The organism is Klebsiella sp. RHBSTW-00215 (genome assembly GCF_014103785.1).
GTDB lineage: Bacteria > Pseudomonadota > Gammaproteobacteria > Enterobacterales > Enterobacteriaceae > Klebsiella.
In genome coordinates, this window is sequence record NZ_JABXQS010000001.1 from 2,476,983 (window position 1) to 2,489,891 (window position 12,909).

Annotated in this window: 11 protein-coding genes and 1 pseudogene; 3 read left to right on the forward strand and 9 right to left on the reverse strand. The window is 56.3% G+C overall.

All coding sequences use genetic code 11. The annotated features are described in order from the left end of the window. Nucleotide 1: 1 nt before the first annotated feature. Genes HV127_RS11830 through HV127_RS11840 form a run of 3 tightly spaced genes read right to left on the reverse strand, consistent with a single transcriptional unit; the run spans nucleotide 2 to nucleotide 2,686 of the window. Nucleotides 2-496, reverse strand: coding sequence for a PTS sugar transporter subunit IIB (locus tag HV127_RS11830; protein ID WP_112215033.1), 495 nt, complete (start codon nucleotides 494-496; stop codon nucleotides 2-4). A gap of 11 nt (nucleotides 497-507) precedes the next feature. Continuing rightward, nucleotides 508-936, reverse strand: a complete 429-nt coding sequence (locus HV127_RS11835; RefSeq protein WP_112215032.1) for a PTS fructose transporter subunit IIA — start codon at nucleotides 934-936, stop codon at nucleotides 508-510. A gap of 4 nt (nucleotides 937-940) precedes the next feature. Then, on the reverse strand, nucleotides 941-2,686 hold the full coding sequence (locus tag HV127_RS11840) for a class I mannose-6-phosphate isomerase (protein ID WP_182236240.1): 1,746 nt from the start codon (nucleotides 2,684-2,686) through the stop codon (nucleotides 941-943). 189 nt (nucleotides 2,687-2,875) lie between these two features. Here HV127_RS11840 and HV127_RS11845 point away from each other — a divergent pair, with 189 nt between their 5' ends. Beyond that, nucleotides 2,876-3,892: a LacI family DNA-binding transcriptional regulator gene (locus HV127_RS11845; protein ID WP_182236242.1), complete on the forward strand. Its 1,017-nt coding sequence runs from the start codon at nucleotides 2,876-2,878 to the stop codon at nucleotides 3,890-3,892. Here HV127_RS11845 and HV127_RS11850 read toward each other — a convergent pair. From HV127_RS11850 to citS, 6 genes are all read right to left on the reverse strand, one after another. Next, nucleotides 3,889-4,587, reverse strand: a complete 699-nt coding sequence (locus tag HV127_RS11850; RefSeq protein WP_110272637.1) for a response regulator — start codon at nucleotides 4,585-4,587, stop codon at nucleotides 3,889-3,891. The two genes, HV127_RS11845 and HV127_RS11850, sit on opposite strands and share 4 nt — an antisense overlap. Further along, on the reverse strand, nucleotides 4,580-6,208 hold the full coding sequence (locus HV127_RS11855; protein WP_182240637.1) for a sensor histidine kinase: 1,629 nt from the start codon (nucleotides 6,206-6,208) through the stop codon (nucleotides 4,580-4,582). Before HV127_RS11855 ends, HV127_RS11850 begins: the two co-directional genes overlap by 8 nt. Before the next feature lie 239 nt (nucleotides 6,209-6,447). After that, the gene (locus tag HV127_RS11860; RefSeq protein WP_182236244.1) at nucleotides 6,448-7,749 is read right to left on the reverse strand and encodes an oxaloacetate decarboxylase subunit beta; all 1,302 of its coding nucleotides are present in this window, start codon (nucleotides 7,747-7,749) and stop codon (nucleotides 6,448-6,450) included. Between the two features lie 15 nt (nucleotides 7,750-7,764). Next, nucleotides 7,765-9,531 carry a sodium-extruding oxaloacetate decarboxylase subunit alpha gene (gene oadA / locus HV127_RS11865; protein WP_182236246.1) on the reverse strand — a complete coding sequence of 589 codons (1,767 nt, stop codon included), beginning with the start codon at nucleotides 9,529-9,531 and terminating at the stop codon, nucleotides 7,765-7,767. A gap of 15 nt (nucleotides 9,532-9,546) precedes the next feature. Then, nucleotides 9,547-9,792 carry an oxaloacetate decarboxylase subunit gamma gene (locus tag HV127_RS11870; RefSeq protein ID WP_182236248.1) on the reverse strand — a complete coding sequence of 82 codons (246 nt, stop codon included), beginning with the start codon at nucleotides 9,790-9,792 and terminating at the stop codon, nucleotides 9,547-9,549. Nucleotides 9,793-9,953: 161 nt separating this feature from the next. Further along, complete coding sequence (gene citS, locus HV127_RS11875; RefSeq protein ID WP_182236250.1) at nucleotides 9,954-11,294, reverse strand: citrate/sodium symporter CitS; 1,341 nt, start codon at nucleotides 11,292-11,294, stop codon at nucleotides 9,954-9,956. A 279-nt stretch (nucleotides 11,295-11,573) separates the two neighbouring features. On the opposite strand from citS, the pseudogene HV127_RS11880 reads away from it, so the two are divergent. Both HV127_RS11880 and HV127_RS11885 read left to right on the forward strand, forming a co-directional pair. After that, a pseudogene (locus HV127_RS11880) lies at nucleotides 11,574-11,789 on the forward strand ([citrate (pro-3S)-lyase] ligase); the annotation flags it as partial. A 69-nt stretch (nucleotides 11,790-11,858) separates the two neighbouring features. Continuing rightward, nucleotides 11,859-12,839: an IS5-like element IS5 family transposase gene (locus tag HV127_RS11885; protein WP_042934497.1), complete on the forward strand. Its 981-nt coding sequence runs from the start codon at nucleotides 11,859-11,861 to the stop codon at nucleotides 12,837-12,839. Nucleotides 12,840-12,909 lie beyond the last annotated feature (70 nt).

Consider the following 12,909-nt stretch of genomic DNA (forward strand, 5'->3'; position numbering starts at 1 on the left):
CTTATTTCAGCTTCTGTCGGGCGTCCTGCCAGCTGTAGCAGCTGGCATCCGGGACCAGGCGGAATTCCACGTGATGCCCGTGCTGCACCAGCCAGTCAAAGGCGGCGATCTCGTCCGCGTTGACCGACTGATTCGGGCCGATGGTCGTGGTATCGGCGCGGGCGCTCATCGGGCCAACGTTGATTTTGCCGTTGGCGTTTTTCAGGCTGATCCCCGCTTGCTCAATGCGTTGCAGAGTGAGCGGGGATTTACCGATAACGAAATAGCGCTTCTCGCTGGCGATCACCTTGGGCAGTTTTTCAATTGCCGTTGCGGTATCGAACAGCCAGACTTTGGTGTCCTGCACGGCACCTTTCATCACCGATGAGAGCAGCGGGTCGGCCGCGACGGCGTCGTCAATAGCGACAATCCCATCGCAGGGCAGCTCTTTGGCCCAACGTGTCACGAGCTGCCCATGGATAACGCGGTCATCAATACGAACAAATGAGATACTCATAGCGGTTTCCTTTAAAAATCATCTGACTGAACGGATAAAACCGGAACGGCTTTTATCAGCGTCGGGACGGTCATTTCCAGCAGTTGCTCGGCTGCGGCATGAACGTCGGTGAAATGGCTAACGTCTTCACTTTGCAGCAGCATGGGAAAATTCACGCCCGCTACGACGGCGAGCGGAGGCGTTGTTTCGGTGGAAAATGCATGCTGGCAGGCGACGTTCCACGGGGTCCCGCTTTGCATATCGCATAGCACCAGCACGCCATCGGCGTTGTGCCCGGCGTTTTTCAGCGTCGTGGCGAAATCCTGTTTAAAGCCTTCAATGCCCGCCTGATCGCTAAGCGTCACGGTGAAAACATGCGGTAATTCACCGTAAACCATCCGGCTGCTGGCGAGCAGGGCGTCGGCGAGAGGACCGTGGCTGGCGACAATCACGTTGATCATGCGTTTATCCTCTTACCCAGGCTTTGATGGTGGCGAGCTGCTGCCCGATGCCTTCGCCCGCCGGTGAAATCCGGTATTCGCTGACCGCTGCGGGAATAATAAAGGTCTCGGCATAGTGAACGGTGAAGGGCTCAAATGCTCCACTTGGGCTATCGACCACCGCTTGAGCGCCCTCTACCAGGTTCAGTACGTTCACGCCGCCCAGAGTGTGGTGAGTGACTGGCGCGGTAAACCAGTGACGACGGGTTTCGATAAACTCGCGTTCGTGCATTCCGGTTCGCTCTTCCCGCCAGCCTTCACCTTCGGCGATGGGATCGATACGGTTCACCAGATTCTCCTCGACCCACTGCGTATCACGCAGCCAGTCGATAACTTGCTCGCCGTGATCGAGATGCACAGGGCGCGGTAAACCGTCGAGGCCCAGGCGGCCCCAGTCCCACAGCTTGAAGGTGAAAATATACGGTGTGGCGCTGATCTCCAGCACCATCGTGCCGCTACCGGAGCAGTGGACCGTCCCGGCCGGGATCAGGAAGTGATCGTGTTTCCGCGCCGGGATTTGGTTAACAAAACGCACATCGTCGAACGCTTTTTCTCCGCGACCGGCGGCGCGCAGGTCGTCCAGCATCGCCAGCGGCTCGATGCCGGTTTTGGTGCCGAGATAAACCACTGCGCCTGGCTCTGCTTCAAGAATGTAGTAGCTCTCATCCTGGGTGTAATGCATGCCAAACTGCTGCTGGATATATTCGGTCAGCGGGTGGACCTGGAAACTCAGATTTTGCCCGCCGATGGTGTCGAGAAAATCAAAACGGATCGGAAATTCCGCACCGAAGCGGGCGTGAACCTTCTCGCCAAGCAGTGCACGAGGGTGTAGCAGCACCAGGTCCTGAGAGGGGATCTCGATCCGCACGTTGCCAAAACGCAGTAACAGGCTGTTTTCCTCGGGCACGCAATCAAAACACCATGCGTAGTTGGGGGCCGTGGGATCGAGATCGAACTGTTGTTTCATCCACTGCCCGCCCCAGACGCCGGGATCGAAGAAGGGGGCGACGCGGAATGGACGAGTGGTGGTTTGTTGCAGCCCGGCGCGCAGTGCGTCTCCGCTGACCAGCGCCGGGGCATTCTCTACGGTGGTATCGAGCAGAAAATCAGCTCGCTTGAGCAGCGGCGTTTTATGGCGATCGAAGACCCGCCATTCAATAAAAAAGGCGCGCTTGTAGCGGCGAAGAATATCTTCATCCTGGTTCTTAGCCCCCCAGTTGCCCAGCCCATCGTGGCGCATACGCTGCTGAATTTCCCAGCGCGGCAGGTCGGCGTAAATCAGGACATCGCCTGGATGCGCTAATGCCGCGCCTGGCCCGTAGACGACAATGACGCCCTCGCGGGTGGCGTCGATTTGCTGGCGTATCCGGCATAGCTTTTCTTCATCAAAAAACTCATCAAGATGATGACAGGAGAGGACGCCGAATACGCGGTCGTCGGTGAGGTTGCGCGCCAGCAGGTCGTGTAGCGCTTGCTCATCCCGGCGGGCAGATTCGACGTTGAGCGCAAGCCGGGCATTGAGTAACGGTAGCAGGCGTTGCTCCAGCTCTGCAAGCCGTACGCCAGGATAACAATCCACAACTACGATGGTTCTGGACGCGGTGGAAATTCGGCTATTAAGCGCCGCGGCGATCGCTTCCCAGCCTTGCCAGGCCTGGTCGTCGTAACCCTGAATAGCTACTTCAGGGAATTTATCATAGGTCGTTTGCATGTATTCTCTCCATATTCGCTAAATTAAGATTAATCGATTAACCTTATTTTGATAGTGTGGTTAACGCGATTAACCCGGCATAATCAGCAACTGAGCGAGTGAAATGGGCGTTAATGTGAGTGCAGTCACAGGGAAAAATGCAATTTTTAGGTTATTCGATTAACCTGATATGAACGAACAGGAGGAATCATGACGACAGTGACGCTGGCGCAGGTCGCCGAGCGGGCGGGGGTCTCTACGGCGACCGTCTCAATGGTATTGCGCAATCGGGGGCGTATTTCGCAGGCCACGCGCGACCGGGTATTGAAAGCGCTGGATGAGACCGACTACGTCTACAATCAGACCGCCGCCAACCTACGCAACCGCAGCAGCAATCAGGTTGGACTGCTGCTGCACGACATCACCAACCCGTTTTATGGTGAGATGACGGCGGGCCTGAGCCATGAAATGGAACGCCATGATTTACTGCTGTTTCTGGCTAACAGTGAAGAATCTGGCGAACGTCAGCAGAAGTTTGTGGATTCGCTGATGCGCAATAGCGCCTGTGGGATGGTGCTGTGCGCGGCACGGGAAACGCCGTCCTCGTTTTTCGATGCGCTGAAAAGACGCAATATCCCGGCCATTATGGTGGTGCGCCCGCTGAGCGACCCGGACTTTGATTTTGTCGGCACCGACAACTTTCTCGGCACCCAGATGGCGACGACGCACCTGCTAAAAATGGGTCATCAGAATATCGCCTTTATCGGCGGTAGCCCGAGTTCCGGCACCCGGGCGCAGCGCATTGGCGGTTTTACCAGCACGCTGCTGGAAAGCGGTATTTCTCCGAATCCACACTGGATCGTCACCGCGCAGGCAAGCCAGATAGATGGCGCCAAAGTGGCGGAATCGCTGTTATCGCAATATCCACAAATTACCGCCGCCGTTTGCTATCAGGATATTGTCGCTCTGGGAGTGATGCAGGCGCTGCGTAAAATGGGTCGCGAGCCGGGGCGAGATTTTGCGCTGGTGGGCTTCGATGATATTACCGAAGCGGCGCTGGTTCAGCCTGCGCTAACCACCGTTTCGGTGGCGGCGAAAGAGATTGGTCGTAAAGCGGGCGAGCTGCTGTATAGCCGTATTCAGGGCAATGATGAGCCGCCGAAACGTATTATTCTGCCGCCCGCGCTGGTGATCCGCGAATCTTGCGGTTTTCGCCGGGGTGATTAAGCGGTGTCGGTCACTTTACCGTGATAAATCCGCTCCGGTCTGCCGACTTTACCGTAGCTGATTTCCGCTTCGAGAAAATCGTTTTTCACCCCTTGCTCCAGGTAGCGGCGAGCGGTGGTTTTACTGCTGCCGAGAATGCGGGCGAGCGTGTCGGCGGTATGCACGATTTCCGGGTCAGTGAAGAGCTGTAATACGCGATTAAAGGTGCTTTCATCAATGCCGCGCAGTGCAGACCCAGCGGCTTCGGTATGCTCCTTGGCCTGAATATTAAACAGGGCGTCAACGTGGGTCTGGCTGGCCTGTTCGCTGGAGCGCAGGGAGCTGCGATAGCGGGCAAAGCGCTCAAGCGTATGCTGCAAGCGCTGATAGTGCACCGGCTTAATCAGATAATCAAAAACCCCCATCCGCAGGGCTTCACTGATGGTATCCATGTGATTATCAGCAGTAATAAAAATGATGCGGCCTTTGTAGTTGGTGTTGACGGCGTGGCGGATCAGATCGAGGCCTTTGCCATCGGGCAAAAAGTTATCCAGCAGAATCAGCTGTGGCTGATAGAGACGGAGCAGCTTTTTGGCGCTTTCCAGTTTATCGGCAATGCCAATGACTGCGAACTGGGGAAATTGTTTGATGGTATCCACCAGGATTTCCGCCAGCATAGGTTCGTCTTCAACGATGAGGGTTGTGATGCTATCCATGATGTTCATCTCGGGTCAGGGGGATATAAAGAGTAAAAATAGCGCCAAAGGGGATGTTGTCATCGACAACGATATTGCCGCCCGCCTGCTCAACGTAGCTGCGAACCAGCCACAGGCCGATACCATGATCGCCGCTGTCGCTGCTGGTCACGCCGCGTTCAAAAATGCGATCGCGCATTGGCTCATCAATTCCACAGCCCTGATCGGCGATCTCGATGATCACTTCACCGCCCTCGCTGTTGATCAGGCACTCGATCTGCTTTGAGCCTGCCGGCTGGCGTAAGGTGGCATTGTAGGCGTTGTCCAGCAGATTGCCGACGATCGAGATCCATTCATTGTGTGAAAGTGATGAAGGTAGAGTATCGACGTAACAGGAGGGGTCGAATACCAGTTCTAAACCGAGCTCTTTGGCGCGGTAGTATTTGCCGATCAGCAACCCGGCGAGGTGGTTCACTTTAAAATTACGCGCAATAAAATCGAGTACTTTCTGGTGGCTTTCAGACTGCTGCTGAATGAGATCCAGCGCGTTATCGTAGCGTTTTAAAAACAGCAGACCGGCGATAGTGGAGATCAGGTTGCGATGCTCATGCTGCACGGCACGCAGGTTATCTGCGTACTGCTGGACCTGGCTGAGCTGCAGGCTAAGGGTGTTGATATCGTCTTTGCTACGAAAGCTAATGACCCAGCCTTGAGGCTCGCTATTGAGCGTGACGGCCATCCGGCTGGCGATCACTTTGATCTGATTAAAGGTGACGATTTCATCTTTCTTGTTCTCCTGCGGCGCGTCGTAGAAGAACGTCTCCTGGGAGATAACGCTGCTGATGCTTTTGCCGATCAGGATGGTTTCCGGCTGGCTCAGGTTCAATAGCCGCCGCGCAGTCTGATTAATGGCGGTAATTTTGTAGTGTGAATCGATAGCAATCAGCCCCTCAAATACCGATTCAAACAGCACGCTTTGCTGAATAAGCAGTTGTGATAGCTGCTGCGGTTCCATATTCAGCATCTGTTTTTTAATATGCAGTGAGAAGCGTCGGGCGCAGTAGAGCAGCAGGAGCAGCATGATAGCCATCGGGATCATCAGCGATCCGATCTGTAAACTGAGCCAGTTTTCCAGCTGTTCGATGGTATAGCCCACCGATACGATACCGATCACTTTGCCGGTGCTGTCCTGGATCGGCGATTTCCCGCGTAATGAAGAGCCAAGGGATCCTTTGCGTACCGAAACGTAGCTTTTGGCGTTGTACAGCGCGTCGTCGCTGTCGCCGCCCTCCATATATTTACCGATTTCATCAGGATTCACGTGATACAGGCGCTGGCCTTTTGCATCGCCGACGGTGATGTAGGTGGCATCGGAAAACGATCGCATGGGGTCGATAAGCGCCTTAATCCGCGCCAGATCGTGTTTTTCCACCGCTTCGACCAGTTCGGGCATGGCGGAGATTTGCATCGCCTGAATCAGCGCGCGCTGGCCAACCTGGTAATGCAGGCGCTCTTCCGTAATGCTGGTGAGATACCATGACATCGCCAGCATCACGATTGTTGAGGTGAACAGGATCAGCAGAAAGATACGGTTCTGGAACGAACGCCGGGCAAACCAGTGCGTGATTTTTCGGGTAAACATTGGGCGAATTGACATCAAAAGGTCATTTTCTCTTTTTTCAGGGCCAGCGACGCTGAATCGGCCCACAGTTTTGCTGATTTCAGAAGTCATTCAGTCGGAATACGACGTTTTACGTACTTCCGGTGGCGTTGTGTATGACGGGGTACATCTCCCCGGGTTGCGCCTTACCCGGGCTACGGATCCAGGCAATCCGGTAGCCCGGACAGGCGCAACGCGCCGCCTCCGGGAAGAGCACAGAACTACATTGCCAGCACGTACTTGAGCATCACCCCGGCGGCAATCGCAGAGCCAATCACCCCGGCCACGTTCGGGCCCATCGCGTGCATCAGCAGGAAGTTCTGCGCATCCGACTCCAGGCCCACCTTGTTCGACACCCTGGCCGCCATCGGCACCGCCGAGACCCCGGCGGAACCAATCAGCGGGTTAATCGGATTCTTACTGAATTTATTGAGCAGCTTCGCCATCAATACACCGGCCGCCGTCCCGATACCGAACGCAATCACCCCCAGCACCAGAATGCCCAGCGTCTGCGGTTGCAGGAACTTGTCCGCCACCAGCTTCGCGCCAACGGACAACCCGAGGAAAATGGTCACGATATTAATCAGCCCGTTCTGCACCGTATCGCTCAGGCGCTCCACCACGCCGCTTTCGCGCATCAGGTTGCCGAAGCAGAACATCCCCAGCAGCGGGGCCGCGTCCGGCAGCAGCAGTGCCACCAGCAGCAACAGTACCGCCGGGAAGAGGATTTTTTCCCGCTTGCTCACCGTGCGCAGCTGTACCATGCGGATTTTCCGCTCTTTATCGCTGGTCAGCGCCTTCATAATCGGCGGCTGGATTAACGGCACCAGCGCCATATACGAGTACGCCGCCACCGCGATGGCCCCCAGCAACTCCGGCGCCAGCTTGCCCGACAGATAAATCGCCGTCGGACCGTCCGCGCCGCCGATGATGCCGATGGCCGCCGCCTGCGGCAGGGTGAAGGAAATCAGGCCGAAGTAGTTCAGCGTCAGCGCCCCGAGTACCGTGGCGAAGATACCGAACTGCGCCGCCGCTCCCAGCAGCAGGGTGCGCGGGTTGGCCAGCAGCGGGCCGAAGTCGGTCATCGCTCCGACGCCCATAAAAATCACCAGCGGCGCAATGCCTGAACCGATGGCGACCTTATAGAAAATCGCCAGCACCCCGGACGAGTAGCCCATATCGACCGCCATCTCTTCCATCTGGTTTTGTACCGACGGCAGCGCCAGCGCTAATGCTTCCTTGATGGCATGCACGTCCGGCAGGCAGTTGAGCTTCGCGGCAATCACCGCCAGCTGCCCGGCGTCGTGGTGCGCCAGCAGGCTCTCCAGCGCGGTCAGCGCCAGCCCGGCTTCCGGGATATTCGACAGCAGGCCGCCGAAGCCAATCGGCAGCAACAGCAGCGGCTCGAACTTCTTCGCTATCGCCAGCCACAGCAGCAGCAGGCTCACCAGCAGCATGATGGCCTGGCCGATGCCGAGGTACATCAGGCCCATGCCCTGAATCAGGGCGTTCAGACTTTCCATTTCCGTTCCTCTTCCTTACGCCAGCGTCATCAGGGTGTCGCCCACGGCGACCGCGTCCCCGGACTTCACGGCGATACCGCGCACGGTCCCGGCCTGCGCGGCGCGGATTTCGGTTTCCATCTTCATGGCTTCCAGAATCAGCAGCACGTCGCCTTCCGCCACCGCCTGGCCCTCGGTGGCAATCACCTTCCAGATGGTACCCGCCAGCGGGGCGGTCACCGGGGTGCCTGCGCCTGCCGGAGCGGCTACCGGAGCCGGTGCAACTGATGTGGTGGCAGTGAGCTGGCTGATATCGCCGCCGTCGCTGACCTTCACCACAAAGGCTTTACCTTCCACTTCGACGGTGTAGACGCCGGAGGCAGCGGCTTTTACCGGGGCAGCGGCAGGCTGCGCGGTTTCTGCCTGCGGCACCGGCTCAAACGCCGCCGGGTTGTGGCGGTTCTCAAGGAACTTCAGGCCGATTTGCGGGAACAGGGCTACGGTCAGCACGTCGTCGATGGCGTTTTCCGCAAGCTGAATGCCCTTCTCCTGCGCCTGGCGCTTCACGTCGGCCTCAAGCTGGGCCAGCTCCGGTTTCAGCAGGTCCGCCGGGCGGCAGGTGATGGCTTCTGCCCCTCCCAGCACGCGGGCCTGCAATGCCGCATTCACGGGTACCGGAGTATGGCCGTATTCGCCCTTCAGAATGCCCGCCGTCTCTTTGGCGATGGTTTTGTAGCGCTCGCCGGTCAGAACGTTGAGCACCGCCTGGGTGCCGACAATCTGCGAGGTCGGGGTGACCAGCGGGATAAAGCCGAGGTCCTCGCGCACGCGGGGGATTTCCGCCAGCACCTCATCCAGCCTGTCGGCGGCGTTCTGCTGCTTCAGCTGGCCCTCGAGGTTGGTGAGCATCCCGCCCGGCACCTGGGCCACCAGAATGCGGCTGTCGTAGCCCTTCAGCTGGCCTTCAAAGGCGTGATATTTTTTGCGCACCTCGCGGAAGTACGCCGCGATGCTCTCCAGCTTCAGGATATCCAGCCCGGTGTCGTATTTTGTGCCCGCGAGAGTAGCGACCAGCGCCTCGGTGGCCGGGTGGCCGTAGGTGGCGCTCATCGAGGAGATGGCGGTGTCGACGCCGTCAACGCCCGCTTCGATGGCCTTCAGCAGGGCCATCTCCGCCATCCCGGTGGTGGCGTGGCAGTGCAGGTGCAGGCGCACGTCGTGGCGTTTTTTGATTTCGCTCACCAGCTCAAAGGCGGCCGACGGGGTGAGGATGCCGGACATATCCTTGATGGCGATGGAATCGACGCCGGTTTCCAGCAGCTGTTCGGTTAAATCAAGCCAGGTCTGCAGGGTGTGCGCCGGGCTGGTGGTGTACGAGAGCGTCCCCTGGGCATGGGCTCCGTGGCTGCGCACCGCCTGAAGCGCCGCTTTCATATTGCGCGGGTCGTTCATGGCGTCGAAGACGCGGAACACGTCCATGCCGTTTTTGACGGCGCGTTCAGTGAAGCGCTCCACCACGTCATCCGCGTAGTGGCGGTAGCCAAGCAGGTTCTGGCCGCGCAGCAGCATCTGCAGCGGGGTCTTCGGCATGGCTTTTTTCAGCTCGCGCAGGCGGACCCACGGGTCTTCGCCGAGAAAGCGGATGCAGGCGTCATAGGTGGCGCCGCCCCAGCATTCGAGGGAGCCGTAGCCGACGTCATCGAGCTGAGCGGCGATGGGCAACATATCGTCAAGACGCAGGCGGGTGGCGAAAAGGGACTGGTGGGCGTCGCGCAGGACGACATCGGTAATGGCAACGGTCATGGAATGCTCCGTGAATTAAGGGTTAAGGCGGCGATGGTGGTGGATAGCGGCGGCAATCACCGGCTTTAAGCGGGCGAAGTCGTCAGCGGGCGCGGCGGCAGGTACCGCCTTCGGCACCGGGGCCGGTTCAGGGAAGAAGCGGTTGACGGCGACGGACATGCCCTGGATGGCGAAAATCAGCAGGAACAGAAACGCCAGCACGAATCCCATGCCGAGGAACATCAGGGTGAAGCCTTCACCCAGCAGCACTGCATCACTCATGAAAAGGTCCAAAAGTAAGGGCACGATGGCGTGTTTGAAAGTAAATTCATTGGTGCGTCCGGCTAAGGAGTTAGGGTGGATTTCCCGAAGCCGCCCCCGGCCCTGGACCCTAATTTGCACCGCTGTGGTTTACGCTCAAACATCGCCATCGTGCGTGTTTATTACATCATCATGCCGAACACGATGCTCGCGATGACCAGCACAATACCGCCGCCCAAACGGGAGGAGATTTGCGCATAGGAGATAAGATTCATACGGTTACAGGCAGAGAGCACTTCCAGGTCACCGGAACCACCGCGGTTAGCCATACACAGGCCAGCGGTAATTGCGGATTCAATCGGGAAGAAGCCAATCAGCCAGCCGCCGACGGCGGCACCGACGACGGCACCCACTACGATGACAGCGGCAATCACCACGTTAGCGAAGGTGATCGCGTCGATGATCTCTTGCAGGTCGGTGTAGCACACGCCGACGCCGACCATCAGCACCCACAGCAGTTGCTTAGAGAAGAAGTCAGACAGACGTTTAGCACCGGCTTTGATTTCCGGCGAGCAGAGGCCAGAGGCGTTCAGCGCCGCGACGATTAGTACCATCCAGGCGAAGTAGTGGATGGAAATGCCGCCAATGCTCGGCAGGATTTTTTTAGCGAGAACGTAAGCCAGCAGGAAGCAAGTGGCAGAGAGCACCAGGCCGACCGCCGTTTCACGATGGGTAATCGCGCCCGCTTTTTCATCGTCTTCGACTTTAAATGAGGCTTTACGTACCAGTTCGCCTTCACCGCTCATTCCCGGATATTTTTTGCCGATAATATCCAGCAGCGCGGCAAAGATGATGGCGAAGATGTTGGCGATGGTCAGAATGGCAATCGCGGTTGAGTAGTACTCTTCACGAGAACGACCGGTGACGGAGTGATAAATTTCAGACAGCGGAACCGCGCCTGCGCCGTTGCCGCCGCCCATAATCGGCAGAACATACAGCATCATGATGCGATCGATGGAAATACCGAAGCACAGCCCGATAGCAATGCCAAAGATTGATGCGCCGAGGATCCCCATAAGGATAGTTGGAATATAACCCAGCAGGGATTTCAGCAACAGTTTACGGTTAACCGACAGAATAGCGCCGGTAATCAACACTGCGATGAATAAGTTCAGGAAGTTACTTTTATCCATCACATTGGTGATTGCGTCGATTTCTCTCTGCGTGAAAATACCGGCATAAACAAAATACGCAGCCACCAGGAAGATCATTACCGGTGCGCCACCAATATATTTATTAAATATCGGCAGACGTTTACCAATTTCACCAAAGATAGCGCCAATAATAAACATTATCGCGAAGCCACCCACGATATCAGTGGGTAGCGCGTCATAAAAGTGTGAAAGGAGTAGTGTAATTAATGCAAACGCGTAAAGCGGAAGCGGCATACCGAAGATTTTAAACCCCAGTATATCGCTAACGCCTTTTTTCTCCGCAGCCGGAGCCTGGCTCATGTTAGTCATAAGACGTCACCCTGTTAAAAAAAGGAATAATGCCGTTGGAAAAAGCAATAATAATACGGCGGCATCATAATAAATATGCTCCGGGCTGATATGTGATTATCTTCACTGATTGGTCGTGTTTTTAATTAATTTAATTGTTTTTATTCTTCTGAATTAATTAACAACATAAAAACCATAAAGCCAATTAAGGTACGGGAAAAAGTGTGATTTAAATAAAAGAACCGCTACGGGAACGGTGGCGAAATACAGTTCGTTTTTGGTCAATGAAGCGCTAAAAAAATGAACTTGATATTAAAACGCGTCACGGTACAGAAAGATCCCCGTCGGCGGGAGGCTATCGATCTTTTCCTTCATGAACATCAGCTCTCGCTGGAAGCAGATTGCGAAATCGTGATTGTCGCCGAACACCAGCGGCGCATTGTTGGCTGTGGCGCTATTGCCGGATGCGTTCTGAAGTGTATTGCCGTCGACCCGTCGCTACAGGGGGAAGGGCTAAGGAAGGTGCGAACAAGTCCCTGATATGAGATCATGTTTGTCATCTGGAGCCATGGAACAGGGTTCATCATGAGTCATCAACTTACCTTCGCCGACAGTGAATTCAGCAGTAAGCGCCGTCAGACCAGAAAAGAGATTTTCTTGTCCCGTATGGAGCAGATTCTGCCATGGCAAAACATGGTGGAAGTCATCGAGCCGTTTTACCCCAAGGCTGGTAATGGCCGGCGACCTTATCCGCTGGAAACCATGCTACGCATTCACTGCATGCAGCATTGGTACAACCTGAGCGATGGCGCGATGGAAGATGCTCTGTACGAAATCGCCTCCATGCGTCGGTTTGCCCGGTTATCCCTGGATAGCGCCTTGCCTGACCGCACCACCATCATGAATTTCCGCCACCTGCTGGAGCAGCATCAACTGGCCCGCCAATTGTTCAAGACCATCAATCGCTGGCTGGCCGAAGCAGGCGTCATGATGACTCAAGGCACCTTGGTCGATGCCACCATCATTGAGGCACCCAGCTCGACCAAGAACAAAGAGCAGCAACGCGATCCGGAGATGCATCAGACCAAGAAAGGCAATCAGTGGCACTTTGGCATGAAGGCCCACATTGGTGTCGATGCCAAGAGTGGCCTGACCCACAGCCTAGTCACCACCGCGGCCAACGAGCATGACCTCAATCAGCTGGGTAATCTGCTGCATGGAGAGGAGCAATTTGTCTCAGCCGATGCCGGCTACCAAGGGGCGCCACAGCGCGAGGAGCTGGCCGAGGTGGATGTGGACTGGCTGATCGCCGAGCGCCCCGGCAAGGTAAGAACCTTGAAACAGCATCCACGCAAGAACAAAACGGCCATCAACATCGAATACATGAAAGCCAGCATCCGGGCCAAGGTGGAGCACCCATTTCGCATCATCAAGCGACAGTTCGGCTTCGTGAAAGCCAGATACAAGGGGTTGCTGAAAAACGATAACCAACTGGCGATGTTATTCACGCTGGCCAACCTGTTTCGGGCGGACCAAATGATACGTCAGTGGGAGAGATCTCACTAAAAACTGGGGATAACGCCTTAAATGGCGAAGAAACGGTCTAAATAGGCTGATTCAAGGCATTTACGGGAGA